Annotated in this window: 27 protein-coding genes and 3 pseudogenes; 8 read left to right on the top strand and 22 right to left on the bottom strand. The window is 35.6% G+C overall.

Translation table 11 applies throughout. The features are described 5' to 3' along the window. Nucleotides 1–215: 215 nt before the first annotated feature. Complete coding sequence (locus ACFQZ1_RS21165; protein WP_377884121.1) at nucleotides 216–1,124, top strand: EamA family transporter; 909 nt, start codon at nucleotides 216–218, stop codon at nucleotides 1,122–1,124. A gap of 84 nt (nucleotides 1,125–1,208) precedes the next feature. On the opposite strand, the gene ACFQZ1_RS21160 is transcribed toward ACFQZ1_RS21165, so the two are convergent. The 4 genes from ACFQZ1_RS21160 to ACFQZ1_RS21145 all read right to left on the bottom strand — a co-directional run bounded on the left by ACFQZ1_RS21160 (nucleotide 1,209) and on the right by ACFQZ1_RS21145 (nucleotide 5,667). Then, entirely contained in the window at nucleotides 1,209–1,784 is a 576-nt protein-coding gene (locus ACFQZ1_RS21160; RefSeq protein ID WP_377884120.1) for an FtsX-like permease family protein, read from the bottom strand. Nucleotides 1,785–1,955: 171 nt separating this feature from the next. Continuing rightward, nucleotides 1,956–3,851 (bottom strand): FtsX-like permease family protein, encoded by a 1,896-nt coding sequence (locus ACFQZ1_RS21155; RefSeq protein WP_377884119.1) that lies wholly within the window; start codon nucleotides 3,849–3,851, stop codon nucleotides 1,956–1,958. 271 nt (nucleotides 3,852–4,122) lie between these two features. Beyond that, the gene (gene alsR / locus ACFQZ1_RS21150) at nucleotides 4,123–5,028 is read right to left on the bottom strand and encodes an acetoin biosynthesis transcriptional regulator AlsR (RefSeq protein WP_377884118.1); all 906 of its coding nucleotides are present in this window, start codon (nucleotides 5,026–5,028) and stop codon (nucleotides 4,123–4,125) included. 240 nt (nucleotides 5,029–5,268) lie between these two features. Then, nucleotides 5,269–5,667 carry an NUDIX hydrolase gene (locus tag ACFQZ1_RS21145; RefSeq protein WP_377884117.1) on the bottom strand — a complete coding sequence of 133 codons (399 nt, stop codon included), beginning with the start codon at nucleotides 5,665–5,667 and terminating at the stop codon, nucleotides 5,269–5,271. Nucleotides 5,668–5,806: 139 nt separating this feature from the next. On the opposite strand from ACFQZ1_RS21145, the gene ACFQZ1_RS21140 reads away from it, so the two are divergent. Further along, on the top strand, nucleotides 5,807–6,013 hold the full coding sequence (locus ACFQZ1_RS21140) for a DUF3903 domain-containing protein (RefSeq protein WP_377884116.1): 207 nt from the start codon (nucleotides 5,807–5,809) through the stop codon (nucleotides 6,011–6,013). Nucleotides 6,014–6,352: 339 nt separating this feature from the next. Here the strand turns inward: ACFQZ1_RS21140 and ACFQZ1_RS21135 are convergent, their stop codons facing one another. The 8 genes and pseudogenes from ACFQZ1_RS21135 to ACFQZ1_RS21100 all read right to left on the bottom strand — a co-directional run. Next, the gene (locus ACFQZ1_RS21135; protein WP_377884166.1) at nucleotides 6,353–6,931 is read right to left on the bottom strand and encodes a DUF2238 domain-containing protein; all 579 of its coding nucleotides are present in this window, start codon (nucleotides 6,929–6,931) and stop codon (nucleotides 6,353–6,355) included. 200 nt (nucleotides 6,932–7,131) lie between these two features. Continuing rightward, the gene (locus ACFQZ1_RS21130; RefSeq protein WP_377884115.1) at nucleotides 7,132–8,895 is read right to left on the bottom strand and encodes an ABC transporter ATP-binding protein; all 1,764 of its coding nucleotides are present in this window, start codon (nucleotides 8,893–8,895) and stop codon (nucleotides 7,132–7,134) included. Continuing rightward, nucleotides 8,895–10,646: an ABC transporter transmembrane domain-containing protein gene (locus ACFQZ1_RS21125; RefSeq protein ID WP_377884114.1), complete on the bottom strand. Its 1,752-nt coding sequence runs from the start codon at nucleotides 10,644–10,646 to the stop codon at nucleotides 8,895–8,897. Before ACFQZ1_RS21125 ends, ACFQZ1_RS21130 begins: the two co-directional genes overlap by 1 nt. Before the next feature lie 126 nt (nucleotides 10,647–10,772). After that, complete coding sequence (locus ACFQZ1_RS21120; protein ID WP_098309636.1) at nucleotides 10,773–10,994, bottom strand: YneF family protein; 222 nt, start codon at nucleotides 10,992–10,994, stop codon at nucleotides 10,773–10,775. A gap of 78 nt (nucleotides 10,995–11,072) precedes the next feature. Then, nucleotides 11,073–11,513, bottom strand: a complete 441-nt coding sequence (gene sirA, locus ACFQZ1_RS21115) for a sporulation inhibitor of replication protein SirA (RefSeq protein ID WP_377884113.1) — start codon at nucleotides 11,511–11,513, stop codon at nucleotides 11,073–11,075. A gap of 246 nt (nucleotides 11,514–11,759) precedes the next feature. Further along, nucleotides 11,760–13,760, bottom strand: coding sequence for a transketolase (gene tkt, locus ACFQZ1_RS21110; RefSeq protein ID WP_377884112.1), 2,001 nt, complete (start codon nucleotides 13,758–13,760; stop codon nucleotides 11,760–11,762). A 451-nt stretch (nucleotides 13,761–14,211) separates the two neighbouring features. Beyond that, nucleotides 14,212–14,946 (bottom strand): MerR family transcriptional regulator, encoded by a 735-nt coding sequence (locus ACFQZ1_RS21105; protein ID WP_377884111.1) that lies wholly within the window; start codon nucleotides 14,944–14,946, stop codon nucleotides 14,212–14,214. A 165-nt stretch (nucleotides 14,947–15,111) separates the two neighbouring features. Next, nucleotides 15,112–15,736, bottom strand: a pseudogene (locus ACFQZ1_RS21100) (PhnE/PtxC family ABC transporter permease); the annotation flags it as partial. Between the two features lie 161 nt (nucleotides 15,737–15,897). Here ACFQZ1_RS21100 and ACFQZ1_RS21095 point away from each other — a divergent pair. Further along, nucleotides 15,898–17,487 (top strand): bifunctional metallophosphatase/5'-nucleotidase, encoded by a 1,590-nt coding sequence (locus ACFQZ1_RS21095; protein WP_377884110.1) that lies wholly within the window; start codon nucleotides 15,898–15,900, stop codon nucleotides 17,485–17,487. Nucleotides 17,488–17,531: 44 nt separating this feature from the next. Here ACFQZ1_RS21095 and ACFQZ1_RS21090 read toward each other — a convergent pair whose 3' ends face one another. Together ACFQZ1_RS21090 and ACFQZ1_RS21085 are read right to left on the bottom strand one after the other, a co-directional pair. Continuing rightward, the gene (locus ACFQZ1_RS21090; protein ID WP_377884109.1) at nucleotides 17,532–17,771 is read right to left on the bottom strand and encodes a DUF896 domain-containing protein; all 240 of its coding nucleotides are present in this window, start codon (nucleotides 17,769–17,771) and stop codon (nucleotides 17,532–17,534) included. A gap of 45 nt (nucleotides 17,772–17,816) precedes the next feature. Further along, the gene (locus ACFQZ1_RS21085; RefSeq protein WP_377884108.1) at nucleotides 17,817–18,473 is read right to left on the bottom strand and encodes a YneB family resolvase-like protein; all 657 of its coding nucleotides are present in this window, start codon (nucleotides 18,471–18,473) and stop codon (nucleotides 17,817–17,819) included. Nucleotides 18,474–18,614: 141 nt separating this feature from the next. Between ACFQZ1_RS21085 and lexA the strand changes: the two genes are divergently transcribed. The 4 genes and pseudogenes from lexA to ACFQZ1_RS21065 all read left to right on the top strand — a co-directional run. Then, nucleotides 18,615–19,235: a transcriptional repressor LexA gene (lexA, locus tag ACFQZ1_RS21080; RefSeq protein WP_377884107.1), complete on the top strand. Its 621-nt coding sequence runs from the start codon at nucleotides 18,615–18,617 to the stop codon at nucleotides 19,233–19,235. A gap of 69 nt (nucleotides 19,236–19,304) precedes the next feature. Then, entirely contained in the window at nucleotides 19,305–19,589 is a 285-nt protein-coding gene (locus tag ACFQZ1_RS21075; RefSeq protein ID WP_377884106.1) for a helix-turn-helix domain-containing protein, read from the top strand. A 66-nt stretch (nucleotides 19,590–19,655) separates the two neighbouring features. Beyond that, nucleotides 19,656–19,814 carry a hypothetical protein gene (locus ACFQZ1_RS21070; RefSeq protein WP_377884105.1) on the top strand — a complete coding sequence of 53 codons (159 nt, stop codon included), beginning with the start codon at nucleotides 19,656–19,658 and terminating at the stop codon, nucleotides 19,812–19,814. 37 nt (nucleotides 19,815–19,851) lie between these two features. Beyond that, nucleotides 19,852–20,142: pseudogene (locus ACFQZ1_RS21065) on the top strand (IS3 family transposase); the annotation flags it as partial. A gap of 45 nt (nucleotides 20,143–20,187) precedes the next feature. Here the strand turns inward: ACFQZ1_RS21065 and ACFQZ1_RS21060 are convergent. The 4 genes from ACFQZ1_RS21060 to ACFQZ1_RS21045 form a co-directional block, all read right to left on the bottom strand. Continuing rightward, complete coding sequence (locus tag ACFQZ1_RS21060) at nucleotides 20,188–20,580, bottom strand: DUF4097 family beta strand repeat-containing protein (RefSeq protein WP_377884104.1); 393 nt, start codon at nucleotides 20,578–20,580, stop codon at nucleotides 20,188–20,190. A gap of 65 nt (nucleotides 20,581–20,645) precedes the next feature. Further along, on the bottom strand, nucleotides 20,646–21,005 hold the full coding sequence (locus ACFQZ1_RS21055) for a DUF4097 family beta strand repeat-containing protein (RefSeq protein ID WP_377884103.1): 360 nt from the start codon (nucleotides 21,003–21,005) through the stop codon (nucleotides 20,646–20,648). A 5-nt stretch (nucleotides 21,006–21,010) separates the two neighbouring features. Beyond that, nucleotides 21,011–21,556: an HAAS signaling domain-containing protein gene (locus ACFQZ1_RS21050; RefSeq protein WP_377884102.1), complete on the bottom strand. Its 546-nt coding sequence runs from the start codon at nucleotides 21,554–21,556 to the stop codon at nucleotides 21,011–21,013. 3 nt (nucleotides 21,557–21,559) lie between these two features. Beyond that, the gene (locus ACFQZ1_RS21045) at nucleotides 21,560–21,871 is read right to left on the bottom strand and encodes a PadR family transcriptional regulator (protein ID WP_377884101.1); all 312 of its coding nucleotides are present in this window, start codon (nucleotides 21,869–21,871) and stop codon (nucleotides 21,560–21,562) included. A 297-nt stretch (nucleotides 21,872–22,168) separates the two neighbouring features. Here ACFQZ1_RS21045 and ACFQZ1_RS21040 point away from each other — a divergent pair, with 297 nt between their 5' ends. After that, nucleotides 22,169–23,026 carry a peptidoglycan-N-acetylglucosamine deacetylase gene (locus tag ACFQZ1_RS21040; protein ID WP_377884100.1) on the top strand — a complete coding sequence of 286 codons (858 nt, stop codon included), beginning with the start codon at nucleotides 22,169–22,171 and terminating at the stop codon, nucleotides 23,024–23,026. 141 nt (nucleotides 23,027–23,167) lie between these two features. Here the strand turns inward: ACFQZ1_RS21040 and ACFQZ1_RS21035 are convergent. The 4 genes and pseudogenes from ACFQZ1_RS21035 to ACFQZ1_RS21020 form a co-directional block, all read right to left on the bottom strand. Further along, nucleotides 23,168–23,381 (bottom strand): annotated as a pseudogene (locus ACFQZ1_RS21035) (type I glutamate--ammonia ligase); the annotation flags it as partial. Nucleotides 23,382–23,403: 22 nt separating this feature from the next. Then, complete coding sequence (locus ACFQZ1_RS21030) at nucleotides 23,404–25,206, bottom strand: ABC transporter ATP-binding protein (protein WP_377884099.1); 1,803 nt, start codon at nucleotides 25,204–25,206, stop codon at nucleotides 23,404–23,406. Nucleotides 25,207–25,217: 11 nt separating this feature from the next. After that, a complete protein-coding gene (locus ACFQZ1_RS21025; RefSeq protein ID WP_377884098.1) occupies nucleotides 25,218–26,405 on the bottom strand; it encodes a nucleotidyltransferase domain-containing protein in 1,188 nt (395 codons plus the stop codon). After that, complete coding sequence (locus tag ACFQZ1_RS21020; protein ID WP_377884097.1) at nucleotides 26,398–26,880, bottom strand: lasso peptide biosynthesis B2 protein; 483 nt, start codon at nucleotides 26,878–26,880, stop codon at nucleotides 26,398–26,400. The genes ACFQZ1_RS21025 and ACFQZ1_RS21020 overlap by 8 nt, the downstream gene beginning before the upstream one ends. Nucleotides 26,881–26,894: the final 14 nt, after the last annotated feature.

The raw sequence follows: 26,894 nt of genomic DNA, 5'->3' as shown, positions 1-26,894 counted from the left end.
AATGAAAGTTATATTCATATTCTCCTTATATTCTCAAGTAATGTATTCTCTTTTTTTCATCATTATGCATAAACATCATACTTTTATTATTATTCTATAAAATGTCACACTTTTCTTTCAGTTGACCCTACATTTTTAATTTTGTATACTTCCATCTAGCTATATTTGTTCGTTTTGAACAGGATTACCATATAGAAGTGATTGGAGGGATATAGATGCTTCGTTATTCATTACTCGTTTTATTAGGAGCATGTAGTTACGGTATTTTAGCAATCTTTGTTAAATTTGCGTACAGTGAAGGATTTACGCTAGGAGAAGTAATCGGAAGTCAATATTTGTTCGGATGGTTCATTTTACTTGCGATTACATTATTAATCTCTAGACATCGTGTACCATTAAAGCAAATGATTGTTTTGTTTATCGCAGGAACATCAGCCAGCTTAACAGGTATTTTTTATTACGGTTCATTACAAACTGTACCAGCTTCTATCGCTATTGTTTTACTATTTCAATTTGTTTGGATCGGAATTATTATTGAAGCAGTTGCAACAAAAACATTCCCTTCAAGAGAGAAAATGATTTCTGTACTTTTCTTAATAGCTGGAACATTTCTTTCTAGCGGATTACTCGAACAATCAGCGGGAAGCGTTGATATGAAGGGGATTTTCTTCGGACTATTATCAGCAATTGCATTTGCTTTTTATATTTTCGTGAGCGGAAGAGTGGCAGTAGAAGTCCCATCATTACCTCGCGGCGTATTGCTTATGGCAGGCGCATTAACATTAGTAATGATTGCTTTCCCACCAACGTTTATATACAATGGTGCACTTACAAACGGATTATGGAAATACGGGTTAGCATTAGGGACATTTAGTATTGTGATTCCCACCATTACATTTACAATTGGAATTCCCAAAATTGGCTCTGGTTTAGCGACGATTTTAGGCGCTGCTGAACTACCAGTTACAACAATTATGTCCGTACTTCTTTTAAAAGAAGCTGTAATGACTTCACAATGGCTTGGTGTTACGCTTATCCTTGTCGGCATTACAATTCCTCAAATTGCATATAAAATGCGCGGACGATACACAAGACAGCATACACATAAAAAAGTGGCAGCATAAAAAAACCGGACTTCTCTAGGAAGCCCGGTTTTCATTTTATCCTGCATTAACGGACAGTACCCCCCCACTGACGGAAGTTTCACTTTATACTTTCTCTTTCACGTTATATGAGTCTATAACAGTCAACTGATACACGCATCGATAACATTGTCCCATCGTCAGTAAAATCATAATAAGAAATAAAATAGCTGTATACAAAGGACCATATATTGTAATCGGTGCACTACTTATCCCATGACAACCCGTTATTCTCAGAATAACAACAGTAAATAACTTTAAAAATAACATACCGTGAAGAAGCCCCACTATTAGTGCTCCTCCTCCTATCATGAGTTGCTCATAGCATAGTATAAGCCCTATTTGCCTTCGTTTCGTGCCAGTTAATCGATACGATTGTAATTCTTTTTGGCGTTTTTTCATAAAACGAGCATGTACATACAGTATGAACAGACATGAAAAACTGAAGGCTATTGTTGATCCATAATATAAAAATTTCATAAATAACGATTTATGCTTTAATGCTCCTACAACAGCTTCATTATATTGAATGGATAATAAGAGAAAATATACAATTACACTACAAGCTATAAAAACAAAATGTAGTAACCGTTCTGCCGCATGTACCTGTATATTTTTCCTTGCTAATTGAAATAACGACATAACAACTCCTCCGTATAACTTCCTATACCACAAATTAGTATATAAAATGATATGTGCCTTCGCATCGAACTCCAATAGGAATTATATCTAAGCCTTTAGACTTAGATTGAAAAATACATATTGTATTGAAGATAAAAACAGCGATGTTACAAAGTAACATCGCTGTTTTTATCACATAATTTGCTTTTTTAGTTGTAAAAAGTATCGTTTTCTTAATAGTAAAAAGTAACATGTGTGAACGAATAAAAATACCCCAATAACAATAAGTGAAGAACGAAGAATCTCTGTTATGAATAATTTTTGCAACGTCATTAAAGCTACACTCGTATGTAAAACAGCTATGAGAATCGGAATAAAGAATAATGCTCCCATTTGTACAGTCATAATTCGTTTCATTTCGTCTTCGCTCATACCTAGTTTCATAAGCGATTGATAATATTGTTTATCCGTTTCTAAATCAGTAAATAAACGAAAATATAAAAAGCTGACAGCAGATAAATAAAATATCACTCCGACAAACAAACCGATAAATAAAATAATGCTTGTCATTTGTTTAATCTCATTATAAGTTGTAATGCGTGATGAAAATTCATATTGCCCTTTTTGGTTTATTTGTTTCTCTAATTGCGCTGCTACTTGCGTCGTTTCTTCCCAGTTCTTCACTTCATACGCTGTATAACTTACTGTTTTCTGTCCCTCTGTAATCAATTGTTTCATTTCATTAGAAACAACAAGAATTTGCCCCGGAAATACAGCGCCGGAAAAAATATTATGTTGCAACACACGAGAAACATGAAGTTGTGTTCCGCTTTCTTGTAACGTTACATCTGTTTCTTTAGAAGTATCAATATAATTACTTTGTCCAAAAGAAGGAACACGAGCTATTTCTTTCCCTGTTAATGTCACCGTTTCATAACCAAGCTGCTTTGCAAATATATTATAATCAGCCTGACTCATAATAACCGCTAGTTGCGTCTGATTAGAAATTGCTTGAAAACTCAACTTTGCACTGACCTTTTTATAGATAATTTTTTCCTTTTGAAAAGTAGCTTCAATTTCTTTTTCGTATTGTTCTTTCTGTGCTTGATGTTCATTATAAGTCATCAAACTAAAAGCAAATGGTATGTTATTCATCGTTTCATCCTTTTGCGCTTCTAAAAAAGCAGCAAACGTTCCAATGGCACAAAAAGCAACAGTCGACACAATCGTTACCATAAAGAACATACGTGCATTATCTTTCATGCGGTAAGCTAACATAGAAAAGGATAATAAATTTGTTTTCTTCCAATATATATGTTTCCATTGTTTTAAAAACCTTATGATAAATACACTAAGTTGTGAATATAAAAAATAGGTACCAATAATTACAATTGTTGTAACAGGTAACAATAAAAACATGATAGTACCAGGAGTTGCTGCCATAGATAAAATATATCCAATTGCGATCAAACTTGCTGCAACTATAGATAATAAAATAGAAGCTTTCGGTTCAGGCTTTGGCTTCTTATTCCCTTTTAATAGCGCGATCACTTTTTTGCTTTGCACAAATAAACTTGTCATAAAAGCAACAATGAAAAACAATACCAAAAACACAACCGCTGTTAATTTCATAGCTTGCCATGGCATATAAAACGGCAAACTTTTTAAGTTCATCACTGTACTTGCTAACATAAAAAATAACTTTCCAAATAAAAAACCGAAAGCAATACCGCTTATAAGAGCACTTATCCCGACAATCATATTTTCAAAGAAAATCATCCGAATCAATTGCCGCTTTGTAATACCATGAATAACAAAAATACCAAACTCTTTATTCCTAACCTTTAAAAATGAACTAACAGAGTAAAAAATAAAGAAAAAAGAAAAGAAATAAATAATGTATTCTGCAACAAGCATTCCTTGCCGCACAGCACCTGGAAATTCCTTACTTCCATAAATATCAGGGTGATAAATAAATAAAGCATATAAAAAGAAAATCATAACTGAAAATGCACTGCTTAAAAAATACGCGGCATATGCACGTATATTTCGACTAACATTTTTAAACGCAAGTTGAGAAAACGTCATCTCTTTTCCCCTCCCACGCTTTTTTTATTTTTATCAAAATATGTATCTTCATGAGCATGACATCTCCTTATTCTTTCTTCTCTTTCACTATAATAAAAAAAGAATGAAGAAAACATTGAACTTCCTTACATGCTTCAGTACAATCTTACAGTTTTGTCATTTTTCTCGTCATTTTATAAAGTGAAACTTCCATCGGAGTACCTTTTCTCCGATGGTTAGTTGAACCAATCGGGCTCTTACGGGCAGTTTTTCTTCCCGTTCTTCCACAACCTTACTGCCCGTTAGTGCAGGATAAATTCATTCTCCTTGCTTTCGCTATTTTCAAAAACTCTTGTAATTCTGGATTTATATTTGCTTTTCGATACGCAACTGCTAGTTCTGCCACAAAATTAGAATCACATATTTCTTTATATACAACTTCTGATTGATATAATTTATTTGCAGACACTGGTATTACCGTTATCCCAATTCCAGCGGCAACAAGTCCTACTACTGTTTGATACTCTGTTGCCTCTTGTACAATTTGCGGACTAAATCCTGCACCTCGGCATAAAGAGAGAATATTATCATATAATGTTGGCCAAACATTTCGAGAAATAAAAACAAAGGATTCTTTTTGCAAGTCTTCAATATATATTGCTTGTTTATTCGCAAGCGGATGCGCCTTCGGTAAGCAAAGTGTACAAGGAAGATGTTGAATTGTTTCCAATTGTAATAACTGACTTGTAATAGGTGGACGCAGCATCCCGATATCAATTCGATTATCATGAAGTGCATCTACTTGTTCTGGTGTAGATAATTCATGCAGTACAACGGATACATTCGGAAATTTATTTCGATATTCTCGAACGATTGGCGGCAAAATATCATACATTGCTGAACCAACAAAACCAATAGACAGCGATCCAATCTCTCCTCTTTGTGCTCGCTGGGCAACTTCGACTGCTTTCTCAATTTGCGTAAAAGCTTTTTTCACTTCCTTTAAAAACAATTCTCCTGCTTCTGTTAACTCTACTCTTCGTTTCGTTCTTGAAAATAGTGTAACTCCCATTTCTTGTTCTAATTGTTGAATTTGTTGACTAAGCGGTGGCTGCGTCATCTGTAAGCGAGCTGCCGCTCTTCCAAAGTGAAGCTCTTCTGCTACAACAATAAAGTATTGCAAATGCCGTAATTCCATATAGAACACCCTTTTTTATTAATATATATAATAAATTAATAACATAAGAATTATATATTAGACAAATATTTTTAACCCCCCCACTAATGGAAAGCCCTCACCAATCGTGCTTTTACGGAATAAAAGAAAACGTATACAAGAGAATCCTAATATACGTTTTCTTTTATTCCCTTCAATATTTAATTATCTCTCCATATCCATTTTCATATTTCTCGCCTCAATCATTTCCTAGCATTTACACTAAATACTCCACTGACACAACAACTCATAATCTTCCGGAAATGAAAGGGGAATATTTTTAAGTTCTTGGAGTGGTTTCCACTCAATCCTATGAATCAATCCATCCGGATCTTGAATTTTTCTTTCTCCCCCTACTATTTTCACAACATAATAGTGAACTTGTACAGGAATATTGAATGTAACACCTATTTTTTCGTGCACTTTTTCAATAACTTCAACACGATACCCTGTTTCTTCCCATACTTCACGTATGCAACACTCTTCTATCGTTTCTCCTTTTTCCAACCCACCTGAAGGTACAGACCAACGTTTTTCTTCCTCTCGTTTCCCTTGTAAGACCATTAACACTTCATTATTATCATTCATACAAATTGCTGCTGCTCCAATCCAACGCTTCATCCTCTATCCCTCCCCTACATATTATTCTGTCTTTTACTTGATTTCCCCTCGAAAAAAGAGGAAAAAACTTGTAATCTATCGAATACTTTCAGCAACTTCAAAGACAGTGCACTCCTAAAAAACAGAAAGGAAGGATTCTGTGAAAGTTTCTAAGTATGTTGTGGATTGTGTGTTTTGTGAGGAAAATCGAGGAACGAGACAAACATCGGTAACTATTGCTGCTTCTTCTAACACATTAGCAGTTCAAAAAATAACTGAAGAATGTCAGCGCCGTTTTGGAAAATCATTATTATTAAAAACAGAGATTGTAAGGGAAGACATCATTGTAGAAAAAAAAGAAAGCTGACCAAAATGGTCAGCTTTCTTTTTCCGATCGTAAACGGAGAAAACATTCATGCTTTCTTTCCGTACATATTATCACATGAAGATTAGGGGCATCCTCTAAGAGATCGGGATTTTTCCATCATGTACGTTCCATAATGGATATCGAACAATATTTCCGTACAATCTATAATAAATTCTCCGGAAAAGGGTAAATCTAGTTCGCATTTTTAGAAAAGGGATAGGGATATTACCGGTAATACATCAAACATTCAAATGTTACATTTATTATAGTATAGTATTTTTCTTCATATGGGAAATATGTATTACATATATAATTAATATGTAATACATATTAATCCCCTTATTTCATCTTTCTATCTTGTACATTTCTAAACAATAAAAGAGCTACAATTGCACCTATTAATGCTAAAGTCATATCCCACTGTGTATCCCACAAATCTCCTTGCATACCTAAAAAGGCATTTGCTGCTGTTCCTGTCAATTTGGCAACTAAAAATTCAAGTAATTCATATAGCGCACTAAATGCTAAGCACACAGCAATTACAAGGATTGATAACCATCCCCTTTTTTGAATTTCTACTACTCTAATGAGAACCTCACGTGTTAAAAGAGCAGGAACGAACCCTTGCACAAAATGGCCTACGCGATCATAATAATTTCTTTCTAAATGAAACGTATCACGTAACCAATTAAAGAGAGGTACTTCTGCGTATGTATAATGTCCACCAATAAGTAATATAAGCATATGGAACCAAATCCAAACATATGTAAACGTCGTAAATTGAAAACGATGATATGTTGCTGCTAAAATCAATACAAGAATAATAGCTGGTAATACCTCTAGCCACCACGTAAACAAATCTTTCGGCTGTATTCCTGAGATAAGTACAGCGATCCAAAAACTAACAAATAATAGCATATGTGAACGATATATCGTCAAGTTCTCCTCCTCCTATAATTAAGTTACTTATACCATATTTCAACACATCCAAAGAATATACATTTAATTTAAATATAAATTACCTTATCTCATACAATCCTTATTAAAAACTCTCTAGAAATTCAGTATTAAATCCCATATGCTCATTTTAACAAAATAAAGCCTTCAAAACCTTGTTCTCACAAGGCTTTCTGAAGGCTTCCTTTATTCTGTAACAAATACATACTGTAATATAAACCCTGTTGCATCAACAATTCTTGATGCGTTCCCCTCTCAACAATCTGACCATCATGCATTACAAAAATTTGGTCAGCATCTTGAATTGTCGATAAGCGATGTGCGATCGCAATGGTTGTTCTCCCTTTTCGCATACGCTGCAGTGCCGTTTGAATTGCTTCCTCTGTTTCTGTATCAATGTTTGCTGTTGCCTCATCTAGTACTAATACTTTCGGATTTGTAGCAACAGTTCTCGCAAACGCTACAAGTTGTCTTTGACCACTTGAAAACGCCGCTCCTCTTTCAACGACCTCTGTATCATATTGATCTGATAGCTGCTCAATAAATGCATTTGCTTGCACAAATTTTGCAGCTTCTTCCACTTCCTCATCCGTAATACTTTCATCATACATGCGAATGTTTTGTTTAACTGTTCCAGCAAACAAGAAAGCATCCTGTAGTACAAGACCGATACGTTTTCGTATTTCCATCTCTTGAAAGTTCTCTAACCGAACTCCATCAATTACAATTTCTCCTTGATTTATATGATAAAAACGCATCAATAAGTTCATAATTGTACTTTTCCCACTACCTGTATGCCCGACAAAAGCAACAGTTTGCCCCGGTTTTACATGAAAAGACACATTTTTAAGTACATCGCGCTTTTCATCATAAGAAAAGGTAACATTTTTAAACTCAATTTCCCCTTCCGTCATGAGCGGAGTTCCATTACCTTGTTGTACTGGTGCTAAATCTTTTTCATCCATTAAAAGAAACACACGCGATGATGACACAACTGCTTGCTGGAAGAAAGACAGTTTCATCATCATTTCGTTTACTGGATCAAAGAAACGATGAATGTAGTTAACAAAGGCATATAATACACCAACTTCAACGGGACTATGCATTGCATCAATTCCAAACAACGTTAACACCAATACAATTGCCATAATATGAACAAGATCGGTTGCCGGACGTAAAAACAGTGCATCTAACTTCAAATTGCGACGTCCTGCTCCATAGTGCTTTTCATTCACTTCTTCAAATTCTTTACGCATCCGTTTTTCTTGACGAAATACTTGAATAATGCTCATACCTTGAATAGATTCATTCAACTTTGCATTCAATATACTCAATTGATTGCGAAGTTCTAAATAAAAGACTGAACTCTTGCGACGATAAAAAGCCATAATCGTAATCATAATTGGAATAAGAAGTAATGAAAATAAAGCAAGTTTCACATTAAGTAGAAACATAGATATTAAAATACCAATTAAAAATACAATATTTTTTACAAAAGTAGATAATACACTTACGAAGAAATCTTTAATTGCTTCCGTATCATTCGTTATCCGAGAAACGAGCGTTCCAATTGGTGTACGATCAAAGAAGCTAAGCGATAAACTTTGAACATGTTCATATACTTCTACACGCATATCTTGCACAATTTTGAAGGCAATATTTTGGAAATATAATAAATTCAAATACGTAAAGAACACTTTTAATAAATGAAAGATTATATACACAACAAATAACGTCACTAATACATTTTGCTCAAAATTCTTCGGAACTAAATGTTCATCAATAAATATCTTAATTAAAAAAGGTCCCATCATTTCCGCAACAGTTGCACCAACTAAAAATAAAAATGCAACAGTCAGCAGTTTCTTATACGGCTTCAAATATGATAATAAACGCCATAAGTCACTTTGTTTTTTCTCGTGCATCATACTCCTCCTTTCTCAACTAGAGTTTCTAATTGCTGACTCTCATACATGTCTTTATACCAACCATCTTGTTGCATTAAACTTTCGTGAGTACCACGCTGCACAATCTTTCCATCATCAATAACAAGAATTAAATTTGCATGTTGAATTGCACTTAAGCGGTGCGCTGTAATAATAGTCGTTTTATTTTGGCGTTCACGCTTTAATGCCGCCAAAATCGTTTCTTCTGTCTTCGCATCTACCGCTGATAAACAGTCATCTAAAATTAAAATTTCAGCATTTGTTAATAATGCACGCGCAATCGAAATACGTTGTTTCTGACCACCCGATAAAGAAACACCGCGTTCACCAACCACTGTTTCATATCCTTCTGGAAATTTCGTAATATCCTCATGAATACACGCTATAGTTGCAGCATGTGCAATATCTTTATATGTAGCACTTGGTTTTCCAAATGCAATATTTTCTCCTATACTCGTAGAAAATAAAAAATGATCCTGTGGTACATATGAAATAGCGGAACGAATAGCATGTAGTGTCATATCTCGAATATCAGTTTTTCCAATTCGCACGCCTCCATCAAAATGATCATATTCTCGAATTAAACATTTTAATAATGTCGTTTTACCTGCTCCCGTACGTCCTACAATTCCTAAAGTTTCCCCTTTTCGTAAAGAAAAATGAATATCTTGTAGATTTATTACTTCATTTTTCTTATACGAGAATGTCTCAATATCAAACTCGATATTGCCACTTGCTACTTCTTCACTTGCCTCTTCTCTATTCACTACATCAGACACTTGCATAAATAAATTTTGAATACGATCATAAGAAGCACGGCCACGCTCCATAATATTAAACAGCCAACCAAACGCTAACATCGGCCATACAAGCGTCCCTAAATAAGAAGTAAACGTAATAAGTTCACCTATCGTAAGCTCACCACGAATAACCAATACGGAACCATAACACACTGCAATTAAGAAAGAAAAACCTACAATTAAAGAAATTGTTGGATCAAATAATGAATCAATGCGAGCAACAAGAATATTTTTTTGTACTACATCTTCCGATTTATCGCGAAATGCTTGTAAATCTTCTTTTTCTTGGCCAAGTGAACGAATTACCTTCATTCCACTCATACTTTCCTGAACTTTATCATTGATTTCTGAAAAAGCCTGCTGCGCTTTATGAAAACGACGATGTAACAACGTTCCATAATAGTTTGTCGCAATCGCTACGATTGGCATTGGAATTAAACTAAGTAGTGTTAGTTTCCAACTAATCGTAACCCCCATCGCAACAAGAACACATCCGCCCACCGCTAATGAGTCTACAAACGTTAACACCCCAGAACCAGCTGTTTGCTGAACTGCTTGAATATCATTTGTTGCGTGTGCCATTAAATCACCAGTACGATGCTTTTGGTAGAATGATGGGCTCATATTTGTAAAGTGCTTATACAGTTTTTGACGTAATTGACGTGCTAACTTTAATGAAGAGCCGAAAATCATTATGCGCCACGCATAACGCAAAATATACATCATCACCCCAGCCACAACTAAGATCCCTCCCCATTGTAATAGCTTCTCAGCTGTTAATGCATTATTGCTAATTTCATCAATAACGATACCGATCACTTTTGGCGGCACAAGTTCAAGTAGAGCAACACCGAACAACAAAAAAACCCCAGTTATGTACGCTCGTTTCTCCTGCTTAAAAAACCACGCCAAGTCTAAAAAAACTTTCATTATATACCTCCTATCCCAAATGAGCGATGTTTTCAGTTTATCAAAATTACTGAATTTTTAAAAGTTTGAAACATTTTTAAGGGACAAAATAAAAAGGCACTCGAATACGAGTGCCTTTTATAGCGCTTATTTCAGTTGTTGTTTATTCATTGCGCTCATCATTTGATTGATTTTCTTTTGGGATGGTTTTTGTCCCATTTGCATCATCATCATTTTTAACATTTGTTCATTAATCGGTGGATTTTTTTGTAAATAGTTCATCATATATTTGCGTGCGATGAAAAATCCTAACGCAACGCCTGCTACTAGTGCTAAAACGCCCACTAGAACAACTACCCAAATTGACATATATTTTCCTCCTTCATGTTGTCTACCTTACAGTGTACTAAAACCTTTTCAATAAGACAAGATTGTATTCGACATTTTTTATATATAAGTACGTGCTTGTTTGAGAGGATTTAACCATCCGTATTGTTTACTCTCATAATCCATCGCAAGAAATGTTAATTCGCATTTTCTAAGTACTTCAAAAATAATTGTTTCCATTTCAACATTTTCGGAAGTATGCATTCGAATATACTGCGGCTTAATAATCACTTTCCCATACACATTTTCATTAGATATAATATGCGTATGCTCATTTCTTTCATATTTCCCGTATGTTCGCAGTGCCTGTTCCATTTTATGATGTAATTTCATTACTTGTAAGGGCAATGTAATATATTTCATTTGTTTATACAACACTTTCTTTTCTGAAAGGGAACGAGACTGCGCAAAACGGGCAAACAAATCAAACAATAAAAACTCACGACCGAAATACGACTTCGTAACATCTTCTTGAATTAAATACAGTTCATACGTTCTCATACTTTCCCTCCCGCATTGGACAACTTCATTTCCCTTCATTATATAGAAACAAATATGCAATGATTGTCTGACTGCGGAGAAAGAAAAAACTTTTTCTGTCGAATAAAGCGACACTTCCATCAACATGGATTTTCACTTTATTGATGGAAACATCTTACCAGTTAGAGTCTTACCGTCTCTGAACAGCGGAATAAACCCTTTTATATAGAAAAATCCCTCCATGCCGGAGAGATTTTTCCAAAATCATTAAAGCATTTCTTTTACTTTGCGAACAACGTTTTCTACAGTGAATCCGTATTCTTCCATAATCTTTTCACCAGGAGCAGAAGCACCGAATGTATCGATACCTAATACATCTCCTTCAAGACCAACGTAACGATGCCATCCGAAAGTAGCACCCATTTCAATTGCGAAACGTTTCGTTACTGCTTTTGGTAATACAGATTCTTTATATTCAGCAGATTGCGCATCAAAGCGGTCCATAGACGGCATGCTGACAACAGCTGCGTCAACACCATCTTGTGCTAATGCTGTTTGCGCTTCAATTGCTAAGCTTACTTCAGATCCAGTTGCAAGTAAAATTACATCAGCAGTTTCCTTCTTGCTTGCAGAAACTACGTATGCACCTTTTGCAACTTTTTCATACGTATCATCTTTTGCACCTTCTAATGTTGGAAGATCTTGACGAGTTAAGATTAATGCTGTTGGTGTGTTTGTAGATTCTAACGCTAACTTCCAAGCTGCAACAGATTCGTTACCATCAGCAGGACGAAGAACAGATACGTTTGGCATTGCACGAAGAGCTGCAAGCTGTTCAACTGGCTCATGCGTTGGTCCATCTTCTCCAACTGCGATACTATCATGTGTGAACACATATGTTACTGGCAGTTTCATTAACGCAGCAAGACGGATTGCTGGACGTAAGTAGTCAGAGAATACGAAGAACGTACCACCGTAAGTTTTTAAACCGCCATGAAGTGCGATACCGTTCATTGCTGCACCCATTGCGAATTCACGTACACCGTACCAAATATTTTTACCGCTGTAGTTTTCTCTTGTGAAGTCTTTTTCTTTGTTCATGTATGTTTTGTTAGAACCAGCAAGGTCTGCAGATCCACCAAAGAATGATGGTACAGATTCAGCAATTGCATTAATAATTTGTCCTGAAGATGAACGAGTTGCCGTTTTTGAACCAAGTTCGTATGTTGGTAAGTTCTTATCCCAACCTTCTGGAAGAAGACCTTTCATTGCTGCTTGCAGTTCAGCTGCTAATTCAGGATGTGCTTTTGCATAACCATCAAGCATTGTATTCCACTCAGCTTCTGCTGTTTGCCCAGCATCTTGTACTGTTTTACGGAAGTTTTCATACACTTCTTCTGGTACATGGAAGTCTTGTTCAAATGCCCAAGCATATGTTTCTTTTGTTAATTTCGTTTCTTCTACACCTAGCGGAGAACCATGTGAAGCTGATTTTCCAGATTTGTTTGGTGAGCCGAATCCGATTGTTGTTCTTACTTCGATTAATGTTGGACGTTTTTCGTCAGCTTTTGCTTCTTCAAGCGCTTTCGCAACTGCTCCGATATCGTTCCCATCTTCAACACGGATAACTTGCCAGCCATATGCTTTATAGCGATCCTCTACACTTTCAGAGAAAGAACGATTTAAATCACCATCTAATGAAATATCGTTAGAATCATATAACACAACAAGACGGCCTAATCCTAAATGAGCCGCTAATGAAGATGCTTCAGCAGAAACGCCTTCCATTAAGTCTCCATCTCCACAAATTGCGTATGTATAATGGTTAACAACGTTATACTCATCACGGTTGTACTTTCCTGCTAAATGTCTTTCAGCCATTGCCATACCAACAGCTGTTGCAATACCTTGTCCAAGTGGACCTGTTGTTGCATCTACACCTGGTGTGTGACCGAACTCAGGATGACCTGGTGTTTTACTTCCCCATTGGCGGAAATTCTTTAAATCATCCATTGTTACGTCATAACCAGATAGATGAAGTAAGCTGTAAAGTAACATTGAGCCATGCCCTGCAGATAATACGAAACGATCACGGTTAAACCATGTTGGATTATTTGGATTATGTTTCATAAATTGCGTCCATAGTGTATATGCCATTGGTGCTGCACCCATTGGCATTCCTGGGTGACCAGAGTTTGCTTTTTCAATCGCATCAATGGATAGTGTGCGAATCGTGTTGATAGAAAGTTGTTCGATTGAATGTGACATGCTATTCTTCCCTTCGCTTATAGTAGTAAACGTTTTCGTTTTACACAACTATATGATATCTTTCCTTGCAAGATTATACAACATGTACGGACAAATATGTTGATGTTTTTTCAGATTTGTTCAAAAAACGTACTAAAATTCATGATGTATCGGGAGTTCAATTTGCTATATTCTTTAGATTTTCATACTTTTATCTCCAAGTCTTCCTTATACCCCTAAATCCTTTATTTCTTGCACCAATCAGTAATTACATATAATTCCTCATTATCTTTAAACATTGCATCCGAAATGATACACATATTTTTTTATGATTTAAAATATCGTATTTTGATCATGATTGATAACCACGCTTCATTTTCTAATAGAAAATCCAATTTTTTCTTATTCCACAAACAAAGGGTCCTATTCTCCCAAATGGAGAATAGGACCTTTAAATTTGTAAATATACATTTTACTTTTTATTACGCTCTGCATACACTGCCATGGCATCACGCATAAATTCTGCCAAACCTTCACCGAATTGGTCAATATTTTTTGTAAAACGTTCATCATCGACATACATTTGCCCTAGACCTTTAAATGCATCTAATGAATAATGACCAAAGTTCTGCAAATAATCATACCATTCTTTAATTGCTTTTTGAGCCTGTGCTGATTCAGGTGAATCATTACGAAGTGCTGCAAGTTTTCTATAGATTGCATTATATTCTTCTTGTTTCTCTCTCGTCATGTTTGCAGCTGTTTTATTTGCCTTGTCAACAGCTTCATTTCCCCATCTTTCGCGTGCTTCTTGCTCATATGGGTTTTGAATAAAATCAAATCCTTCAAATTTTTCTTTGTTCGTCATTTGAATTTCTCCTCTCGAATGTTGAATCGTCTTATCAATCGTCGCAATCACTTTATCGAGTCTAGAGCGCTTCTCAAGCAACATTTTACGATGCAAAACGAGTGCCTCTTCCCGATTAAATGAGGGATCATTGATAATTTCTTTAATTTTCTGTAAAGGGAAGCCAAGCTCTTTAAAAAACAGGATTTGTTGCAATGTCCCCAAATTATCGTTGGAATAAAGACGATAACCAGATTCGGTCGTCTCCTCCGGGGTTAATAACCCAATTTCATCATAATGATGTAGTGTGCGCACACTAATACCAACTAAATTTGCTACTTCTTTCACTTTCATTGTCATCGCTTTTCCCTCCCTCATTTCCTACAATAAAGTATAACGTAGCGTTAGGGTCAATAGAAAAATATATAAAAAACACCCTCTATTCATTCACATGAAATAGAAGGTGTTTTTCAATAAAAACTACCAAGCTCCACCATTTGCGATCCTACTGAAGGAAGCTGAACTTTATACAATCCGTTTTTGAATTGAGCTAGAAATGAAATCAATGACAATGACAATGACAATGACAATTACCATTATAATAATCCCTAGCAAAATAATTCCTACACGAGGCCAATTTCGAGAGCTCAATACAGATATTAATGGTGTTCCAATCCCCCCTACACCTAAAATAGCAGCAGAGCGGACGTTAATTTCAAAACGATACAGCGTATAAGATGAAAAATCTAGAAAGATTTTCGGCAAAACTGCAAACCAAAGCACTTGAAAACGATTCGCTCCAGTAGCAACTAATGCCTCATTAGGACCTTTATCAATATTTTCAATAGCCTCTCCCAAGCATCCCAATTGAATGTAATCCTAAAACTAAAACTCCTGCAAAAGAACCAGGGCCAACTGCTTTTATAAAAAGAAGTGCCATGACCAATTCAGGGAATGTTGGAATAAAACTTAATACAAATTTCCCTGAACCGGAAGTCACTTTTTCTGTACTCATATTCGTTGCTGCCCAAAATGCAAACGGCACACAAAGAAAGGCATATATAAACGTTCCTAAAGCAGCAATCGCTAGCGTATCAACAAGCCCGTGCAATAAATCCTCTCCGTCTGACAAAGAAACATGACTCCAATTTTCAAAATTATAAACATTTTTTGTAAACATGTAGAAATATAACACATTTTTTCTTGCACTGACATTAATTCACGGAAATTTTACACTTTTTAAACATTCAGAAAATATTTCATTAAGATTATTTGTTATGATTTATCATAAGATAACAATAAAGAAGGTTGATGCTATTGAATTCGAACAATGTCGTAAATGTAAATATTTTACTAACAAGTGATGTACATGGTATGGTTTACCCTATTCACTATCAAAATAACGAAAAAGCAGAATTTGGATTAGCAAAACTCGCAACACGTATTGAGCAGGAACGTATCCAAAATGAACATGTACTCTTGATCGATAACGGTGATTTCATTCAAGGAACTCCGTTTACTTATTACTACGCCAAATATATGCAGCATGAAGAACACCCCATGTCCATCGTCGCCAATCATATCGGCTATGATGCAGCAATTATTGGAAATCATGAATTCAACTATGGAATGGACTTATTAAACAAAGCAGTTACAAATGCAAGGATGCCCTACCTAGCTGCTAATATTTTAGATAAAAAAACAATGGAGCCCTACTTTGGAAAACCATATATCATTAAACATATCCATCCTAATATAAAAATTGCGATACTAGGGGTTACAACTCACTACATCCCAAACTGGGAACAACCGCAGCATATTGAAAATTTAACTTTTGAAGATGCATTACAATCAACAAAAAAGTGGGTTTCTTATATTCGGAAACTGGAACAACCTCATTTATTTATTGTGTCATATCACGGAGGGTTTGAACGAGATCTACAAACTGGAGAGCCAACAGAAGTTTTAACTGGAGAAAATCAAGGATATGCAATATGTCAAGAAGTAGAAGGAATCGACGTCTTGTTAACAGGACACCAACATCGCTATATTGCTCATACAAAAATAAATGGTGTAACCGTCCTACAGGCCGGCAGCAATGGGAAATCATTAGGAAAAGTACATGTCTCCTTAAAAAAGAATAATACCCAATGGATTGTCGAGGAATGTTATTCTAAATTGTTATCTACGGAAAATGTTTCAGCAGATGGAATGGTACTTTCACTGGTCTCTACATATGAAAAACAAACTCAGCGTTGGTTAGATCAGCCCATTGGTACTATTATTGGTGATATGGTGATTCGCGATGCGATGCAAACTCGTTTGCAAGATCATCCCTTCATCGAATTTATAAATAAAGTACAAATGGATGCAGCTGGAGTGAATATTTCTTGTACAAGCCTATTTCATAATGAATCTTCCGGCTTTCCAAACCACATTACAATGAGGGATATTGTTTCAAATTATATTTATCCCAATACGTTAAAGGTCGTTCGTGTTACAGGAAAAGATATAAAAGAGGCCCTTGAGCTATCTGCTGAATATTTTTCATTAGATACAAATGGAAATATCATTGTAAATCCTACATATATCGAACCAAAACCACAGCATTATAATTACGATATGTGGGAAGGAATTTCATACATATTAAACATTTCAAAACCAGTTGGGGAAAGGGTTGTTTCCTTACAATATGAAGGATCTCCGATTCAATTTCATCAAGAGTATGATGTGGTCATGAATAATTATCGTGCAAGTGGCGGTGGAAATTATTTCATGTATCAAAATAAGCCCATTATAAAGGATATATCAATTGATATGTCTGAGCTCATTGCGAATTACATATTAGAACGACAAACGATCGAAGCGACGACTAATCATAATTGGAAAGTTATCAAATGACAATTTTTTATGAAACTCAAAAAAGATGGGCTACGCCCATCTTTTTAATTTAACTTTGCACGATCTTGCTTTTTTAATTCTTTTAATTTCTTCGGCGTAACATCCTTGCCTTCTTCGTTAACGACTTTGATTGCTTTCAATTCGTTTAACATGTTTTGACGAAATCCTTTTAAATATTGTTCACGGAGCGATTGACGCTCACGTTGCTCTTCTTCAGTTAAACCTTCTGTTTTTGCTTTTTTCGCTAAGAAATTAATGCGTTCGATGAGTTCGTGACTTAGCATCTCGAATCCCCTTTCTACTAAAAACTGATTATTATCATACAATAGTTACTCTTGTTTATCAAGCAATTGCTTCGTATACTCCACATATCGGCGATGTACCGTTGCTTTTGATACATCATGACCAAAACCACGAAGCGTTGCTGCAATTTCTTCAAATGTTAATTCATTGCGGCGCAGACGAACAATCTCTTCGATAGGTACTTCTATTTTCTCCCGCCCTGTACTTAAATGACGATTCTTTAAGTTTTTCTCTGGACGAAATCCATTTTCTACAGCTCGCTTCATTCCGCGTTTAATCTTTAAATTATGAATCTTTCTCTGATATTCTTCTACTATACCAATAATATCAAGTACCATTGAATCTGAGTCAGAAAGCTGTAATTCGCCATTATGCGCATGTGTATATACTTTTACTCCTTCTTTGTGTAAACAATGCATTAAAGCAATTTTCGCATTCCCTCTCCCAAGACGTGTTTCATCTTGAATGAGAAGCACATCAACATGTTCATCACGAATGGTATCTAACACTTCTAAAATACCATCTCGTTCTATGCTATATCCGCTCGCTTTCTCTTCTACTACTCTTACGATATTCATCTGATATTGCTTAGCTAAATGCAATAATTCATCTTTTTGGCGTGCTAATGATGTTTCCTGCGCTTCTTTCGTCGTGCTCACACGTGCATAAATAATCGCATTCATTTCATACCCTCTTCTCTATCTCACTTTTCACATCATAGTGTATCACAAACTAAGCATTTGTTCGAACTTATGTTTGTAGAATATTTTTTCGCATGTTATAATACAAGTAAGAAAATTTAAAGAAAACGAGGTGTGAAAAACATGGAGAAGTTAACGAAACGACAGCAAGACATTTTCGATTTCATTAAACAAAAGGTACAAGAAAAAGGATACCCACCTTCCGTACGTGAAATCGGTCAGGCCGTTGGTCTTGCTTCTAGCTCTACTGTGCACGGACATTTATCTCGCTTAGAAGAAAAAGGATACATTCGCCGCGATCCAACGAAACCGAGAGCTATTGAAATTTTAGAAAACGATCGCATTGAAACGAATACACAACCAGTCGTTCACGTACCAATTGTCGGAAAAGTTACAGCTGGCTTACCAATTACAGCAGTTGAAAGTGTAGAAGAACATTTTCCACTTCCGGCAAACCTCGTTTCCGGCTCAGATCAAGTATTTATGTTGCGCATTTCCGGAGACAGTATGATTGACGCAGGTATTTTAGATGGAGACTTAGTTGTTGTTCGCCAGCAACAATCTGCTTATAATGGTGAAATCGTTGTCGCTTTAACGGAAGATAATGAAGCTACGGTAAAACGTTTTTACAAAGAAAAAGACCATTTCCGCTTGCAACCAGAAAACCCTTCTTTAGAACCTATTATTTTAGATAACGTTTCTGTTATCGGAAAAGTAATTGGTGTCTATCGTCATTTACATTAAAAACAAACCAGCTATGAACTGCACCCCAATCGTTAGACACAACTAACAATTGGAGGTGCAGTTTTTTCTATGACTAAATATTCTTTTGAATTAAAATTACAGGCCGTTCTAGCGTATTTAGAGGGATCAGAATCTCTTCAAACCGTCGCGAATCGGTTTCATGTAAGTCTTAGCCCACTCAAGAGTTGGGTTGCACACTACCGAAAACACGGTACAGAGGGATTGCTTTCAACCTATACAAACTATGATATTCATTTTAAAATGGACGTAATCAAGTATATGAACGATACGGGAGCGTCCTATTTAGAAGCAGCTACGACATTTGGTGTTCCTTCTGCTCGAACAGTCTGGTAGTGGAAATATCTCGTGGATACACAAGGGATTGACGCTCTACAACTAAAGGCAAAGGGGCGTCCAACCATGAATAAAAAGCCACAGAAGACTCAACCAGTACAAGGATCAGAAGAAGCGTTACGAGCGGAAAATGAGCGTTTACGTATGGAGAATGCGTATTTAAAAAAGTTACATGCCTTAATTCAAGAAAAGGAAAAGTTACAGAACAAGACAAAGCGCAAGTGATTTATGAGTTAAGGCATGAATGGAAAGTCATTGACTTAGTAAAGATCGCTGGCATTACCAGATGAAATCATACCAGCACGTGTTAAAGGAACAAGGCATTGTACAAAGTATGTCTCGTAAGGGCAATTGTCTAGATAATGCAGTCATGGAGAACTTCTTCGGCTTATTAAAGAGTGAGTTACTATATCTCAAAGAGTTTGAAAGTATGGAGCATTTTAGGGAAGAATTAGAGGACTATATTGATTATTACAACCACAAACGGATTAAAGTAAAATTAAAAGGCATGAGCCCGGTTCAATACCGGATTCATGCCCAGAGAGCTGCCTAACACCCGTGTCTAACTTTTTGGGTTCAGTTCAAAGCTGGTCTGTTTTTAATTTGCCTCGATTTTTACAGACCCTGCTGCTGTTTCCCCGCTAATCTGTACATTCCCGGTACCTAAAGTAATTTCTTTATTTTCTTTCCCGAAAATCTTTACATTTCCTGCATGAGAAGAGCCCTTCACAACAGCATCTTTCGGCATTTCCTGCAGCTGAATATTGACATCTCCTGCTGACGACTCCGCTTCAACACTATATTGCGGATTATGCTGCATTACTTCTACACTTCCTGCGGCCGACTCTGCATGCACTTTCCCTTCTACTTTATGAAGAACAACCTTTCCCGCACTAGATGAAACTTTTACCTTCTGCGCTTTCATTTGCTTCATTTCTACATCTCCTGCTGCTGCATGCACAGATATCTCTTCACTTTGAATATCTTGCATGTGGATCTTTCCTGCTCTCGACTCTGATTCAATTTTATTGTATACACGTTCAGGTACAATAACTGTTAAGCTTTCATCTTTAAAACCAAATGAAAAAAAGGAAAAGTCAAATATATGTTTCTTTTTGGTTTCACTTCCACTTGTAACGTTTCGCCGTTCTCATTTACGTCTAACTTTCGTTTTTCCTGATCACCGCTATACCGAACTTCAAATGCATCAGTCTGTCCTTTTTCAATTACAACATCTCCTACATCTGTGTCAACGTTAATGTTTTTAATTTGATCATTTTTAAATTGTTTCTGTTCTAATTTCTTTGTTTCCGCTGACCCATTCACAGATTTTATAAAAAAGGCTGATCCTGTAAAAAATAAACCAATTCCTCCAATTACAATACAAACAAGTGCTATGAATACAATCTTCCTCATTTTATCTACTCCCCTTTAATTACTTTTAAATTCCAATTGGCGTATTTGACAAAAAGCGTTTTAAACCAAACTGTACAATAATACGCACCAATACCTAAAAGTAAACCAATACCGAAGAGTAGAATAGAAACGAATACATCAGATAAAATAAAAATTTGAGCAAAAATAATTTTTGTTAACACAAGTAAAGGTGAAAAAACAAATACAACACTAACTGTCCAAAGTGTCAAAATAAGACTTCCGATTGTTAATAACGGAGCTAATACAACAACTAAATTAAAAAAACTGAGTCCAATGATTGATACAATCGCTCTTGCTACATTTGAAAAAGTTGGATTATGCTTCACCTGTTCTAAGCGATGAGATGCTAACGTTTCCTTAGCAATTGTTTTAGGCGAACCGAGCGCTTTTATAATTTCCGCTTCTGTTTTCCCTTCTTCTATTCCAAATTGAAAATGCTCCTCGTAATCATACAAAATATCATTCCGTTCTTCTTCTGGCAGTCTTCTAAGGTGTTCTGATAATTCATGAAAAAATTGTTCTTTAGTCATTCGCTACACCTCTTCAATAATTTCTTGTACTCCCCTTGCAAAATCACGCCATTCTGTCACAAGCGTATATAGTTGCTCTGCACCTTGATCTGTTAACTGATAATACTTCCGCGGAGGCCCTTCCGATGATTCTTTTAAATATGTCTGAAAGTACCCCTCTTTCGTTAGACGACGTAACAATGGGTACACCGATCCTTCTGATATTAAAAATTTATTTGAAATTTGCTGAACTAATTCATAGCCATAGCAATCTCGTTTCCTTACAAGCGCAAGAACACAAAGCTCCAATACACCTTTTTTAAATTGAACATTCAAAGGCAATCCTCCTTCCTACTCAGTACTGTTCAATGCAAGGTACTTAATTAACCACAATATACCATTTAGTACTGAATATTACAAGGTACTATTCCAATTTTTTGAAATAAAATAAGAATTAAGTCAAACAAAAGCTTTCTTTATCTCTCCCACTCGATTGAAATATAGATCTTATCACCCATTAATACGGGTGATAAACAAACTACTCGTACTTTTTTCTTTCCTAACCAAACTGTAATTATTGACATATAAAAATTTTAGAGAGATTTCTATCTTTCCTAAGGAGGTATTTCAATAATGTATTCTTTTCATCTAGCCAAAGTGGTATTGCCTTTTCAAGGCACTCCCTACAATCATATGTCGCCTTGCTTTCTTCCTTCAAATGTTTCATATTCATCAATTCAGAATCCATTTTATAATTTAGATTATATGAAATCAGTTCCTGCTTCATCACAAGCCCCGTTTCCTTTTCAGATTCAAGCCAAAGAAGAAGCAACGAGAGGATCATGGACGCCTTTTCCTTGGGTTGAAAAATATGCATACGCTTTTTCAGGACCTTATAATAAATCCGAAGTGGCTCTCACGTTTGATGATGGCCCCGATCTCTTATATACTCCTCAAGTATTAGACAAATTAAAAAAACATGGTGTGAAAGCTACATTTTTTCTATTAGGTGAAAATGCCGAAAGATACCCTGGAGTTGTAGAGCGGATTGTTCACGAAGGACATATCGTCGGAAATCATACTTATAACCATCCTAACTTAGCGAAAATAAGTGATGAACAATATCATGAACAGATTTTAAATACAGAAAAAATATTACAAAAGCTAACCGGATACTCCCCTAAATTTATCCGTCCGCCTTATGGTATTATTAAGGAAAATCAGGTTAAATGGGCTTCCGAACAAAACTTTATGATTATTCAATGGAGTGTAGATACGTTAGATTGGAAAGGGTTAAACGCTCAGGTAATTACTAACACAGTATTAGGGAATACCTTCCCCGGAAGTATTTTCTTGCAACACGCTGCACCAGGTGGGAAACTGCAAGGTTCTGTAGACGCTCTTGACAAATTCATTCCTGACCTTATATCTCAAGGAGCACGGTTCGTGACTCTCCCAAAAATGTTTAATACTTCAAAACAAAGGAAATAACGTGTAACTTCCATAAGTGGGGGTTTTTCTTCATTCCTCACTTATGATCCACAATAAAAAAGCCCTGATACCATATAATATCAAAGCTTCCCACTTTTTATATTTACATTCCCAGCGGTGAACTTGCGTGTGGAACATATCTCACTCAATTTCTTTCACTTCGATGAAGTGCTCAAGTAAATGGTCACCTAACGTACCGCAAATGATTTCATTTAATTTTAATTTATTTAATGCTTGTAAAATTAACGATGCCTACTTTTTCACATTCTTTTATTGTCATCACATAAATGTTGGAATTTACTGCAGATTGTGCCATTAATTTATTTTCAATTCTGTCAAAGTCTGCTGTTAATAATCGCCTTTACTTCTTCCTATCTTTAGACACTAACTTCTACTTGAGTTCCTAACAGTTTACTAAACATGCCTCTTTTTTCTTTTGCTAATTGGTGAAATGCTCCTTTTTGAACAATTTCTCCCTTGTCTAAAACAATCACCTGGTCAGCATTGCGAATCGTTGATAACCGATGGGCAATCACGATAATAGTCATCGTTCCCTTTAACCTTTCTAAAGCAGCTTGAATTTTCGCTTCATTTTCCGTATCTAGAGCACTAGTAGCTTCATCTAAAACGAGAATCGAAGGTTTTCTTAAAATTGCTCGTGCTAACACAAGTCGCTGACGTTCTCCTCCAGAAAGCCTAACTCCGCGGTCTCCAATGAATGTATCAAGCCCTTGCGGAAGCCTCCTTACAAATTCAGCCGCTGCTGAAAACTCCAACGCCTCCCAAATTTGTTCTTCACTTGCATCCGGTTCAATCATTAGCAAATTTTCTCTTATGCTTGCATTAAATAGAAATGGATCCTGCGGTACATAACTAATGGACCTTCTTAATGACAATAAATTATCACTTGTGAGAGGAGTACTATCTATTAATACTTGTCCTTTTTCCGGCTGCATAAGTCCCATTAAAATATCGATCAATGTACTTTTTCCAGCACCTGAACGTCCGACAATAGCTGTCATACAATTAGACGGAATTTGTAAATTAATATTTTGAAGAGCATATAAGGATTCTTTTTGATTATAACGGAAAAATACGTTCCGGCATTCAATCCCTTTTTCTATAGACATTGGTTTTACATATTTATAGCATTGTTCTATATCTTGCAATTCCGCTGCTTTCTTACATTCCTCCTGTAATTCTATTAACGACTTAAAAGCAGGAATACTTGCAGCTAGTTGTTCCAGATTGGATTGAATGCTTGTAAATCTTGGCCATAGTCTAGAAAAAATAAGAATAATTAACAATAATTGCGCTGATTGAGCATGAAATAACGTCACAGATAAAAAAATAAAAACTACAATTAGAACAGCCAACGAAATTTTATAAAAAAGCTGGGAAGCTGACCTTATTTCCATGTATTCAACTTGTTCGTTTGTCATTTTTTTCGTTAAGGAGCGAAACCATAATAACTGTGATCCTTCTAAAGTATTACTTTTTATATCTTTTATCCCATTAAAATGGTCTGTTATACCCGAAAGATAACTTTGCGATAACTCAGATGTTTTGCTCCCTAGTATTCTAGCCTTTTTAATGAAAATACGAGAGACGATTGAAAAGAACAAACCACAAAATAAAACAAATATAGTTATTTGAACAGATAACCAAAAAGCAATGCAAATCTGTATGAAGGTAAAAACGATAGAAGCTAAAAACTGCAAAACAAGATTAATCCCATAGCTAACACGTGCTAATTCTGAAGTTAATGCATTTATAAGATCAGTTTTCCTTTTTTCTAGAAAAAAACTCCACTTCACCTGCAAAATAGCACTATAAATGTCCAATCTTAACTGCCGAGTAAAGCCTTGTTGAATTTTCACATCTCGAATGGTTAAATTTCTTTGTAAAAGGTTTTGACTAACGACTACTAAAACGTATATACCTAGCATAAAAGATAAGCTAGTTACTTTAGGAACTTCCTGCAAAAGTTTAAAAATAAAAGAAATAGGAGAATCCTCTCTCCCCATACTGACAATTCCGCTCATACTTATCATAGGAATTAATAAAAGAAGCCCTATACCTTCAAGTAAACTAATCAAAACCATTCCGAAAAGATTCACATAAAGAATTCTTCCTGCAAATGAATGCAATTGCTTCATAAAGTATAAAATATGTTTCATTTTTATCCCCCCTATGTTAAAGCTTGTTTCCGTGTTTTCCTCCAGAAGCATAAAAAAGGACGTAAAGGAAAATACAAAAAGTGAAGGGGTTTAGGTAGTGGTAACGTTTTAGCATCAATAGGATAAGGGTAAAGATTGCTAATAATAAATAAAAACTTTTGTCGATTTGACATTAATGAAAATAAATGCCGACTGTGATACGTAGCTACTTCATCTGGAACAGGATCTGTATGTAGATTTATCATTTGTCTAATATAAAATAATGCATCTTGTGCCAAGAGTCTTGACCGCCTCTGGTCTGTTAACACTTTTATTTCTTCAGGGATTGTTGCATTTAAAAGCTCAGCAGATAGAATTAGTGCTTGTCCTCCTACATGCCCACATTGATATTTTTCGAATAACTTTTTAACTTCTTTCCAATCGAGCCCTTGCTTTACCATTTGCTTTATATCTACTAACCAACGCAGTCTAGACCATCCATGACGTGCTCCATGAGAAACAAGAAATAGAAACAAGTCCTCACTTCCTAATAAGTACACAGGATAACTCGTAAGCGTGCTTTTTCGTTTTTGTTCCCACAGTTTCTCAAAACTTGGTTCCTTTCCAGGACCAGGATGTAGCCTCCAATGAATTTCAAGTTTGATTTGCTTTTGAGGATGGAAAAATGTTATATGATGATGTCTCCATTTCCAGTCATTTAATATCGTTTGAATATAATCATCTTTCACGTAGCCCTGCTCTAAAAGAAGGCTTTCCGCTTCTTCCAACTTATGAATAGGAATCAGAATATCCAAATCGCAGGATGTCCGCAAAGAGATATCTCCATAAAGATCATGAGCAACTACTGGTCCTTTTAAAAAAAGGGTACGAATCTCATTCTCGGTAAATAGTTTACTTACTTGTTCCATCTCAGCACTTAAATGCAACATTTGAAACGTATTTTTTTTAAACAATCGATACAGAGTTTGAACAACATGTGAAGGAATCAATTTTTCATCTATCTCTTTCACCTTTGAATAAATAAATGAATAGACGCGATGATGCATTACTAGTTCGAGAAATTTATTCCAATCAATGTCTTTAAACCATTTATTACTGTTCACTGGCATGACATCGTCATCTTTCAACTTCAAAACTTCAAGCAAGAATTTTAATTCCTTAGACATGAATTCCACATTAAGTCTAAAATCATCACTCATTGTATTCTCCTTTAATAGTGTCCTCGCTTATCCTTTTTGCAAATTTTCCAACGACAGTGAATTTCTCCATTCCTTCCGATCCAGTAACATAAAAAGGACCACTGCGTAACCATGCATGTGCAATCAATTTTCCATTATCATCTTTAGCAGTTCCTAAATAAAGGGTACTTTCAATTTGACGTTTCTCGAGCATCTTCATCCCAGCTATAGCCTTAACAAGGCATTGGCTTTCCCAAAACGTATAACGGCTCATAATATGTATAGCATGAGACACATTCTTTAATACCTCTCTGTGTAACTGAATGTGAGTAAAAGGTGTTTCATTCATGTGATCGCCTAAAGAAGGTGCAACTTTAGAAAATGGTATACTTTTAAGAACACGAGCCCACCCTAAAAAAATAAAAGCCTCTAAAAATAAAAGCTTTGTTTTCGTATTCAACGATAAAAATATCCTTAGTTTTTTCACAATATTCATGAATCCCTTCCGAA

It is taken from the genome of Bacillus sp. CGMCC 1.60114 (assembly GCF_042676365.1).
Classification (GTDB): domain Bacteria; phylum Bacillota; class Bacilli; order Bacillales; family Bacillaceae_G; genus Bacillus_A; species Bacillus_A rhizoplanae_A.
Note: the sequence above shows the minus strand (reverse complement) of the source record. Positions and strands in the feature narration are given on the sequence as shown.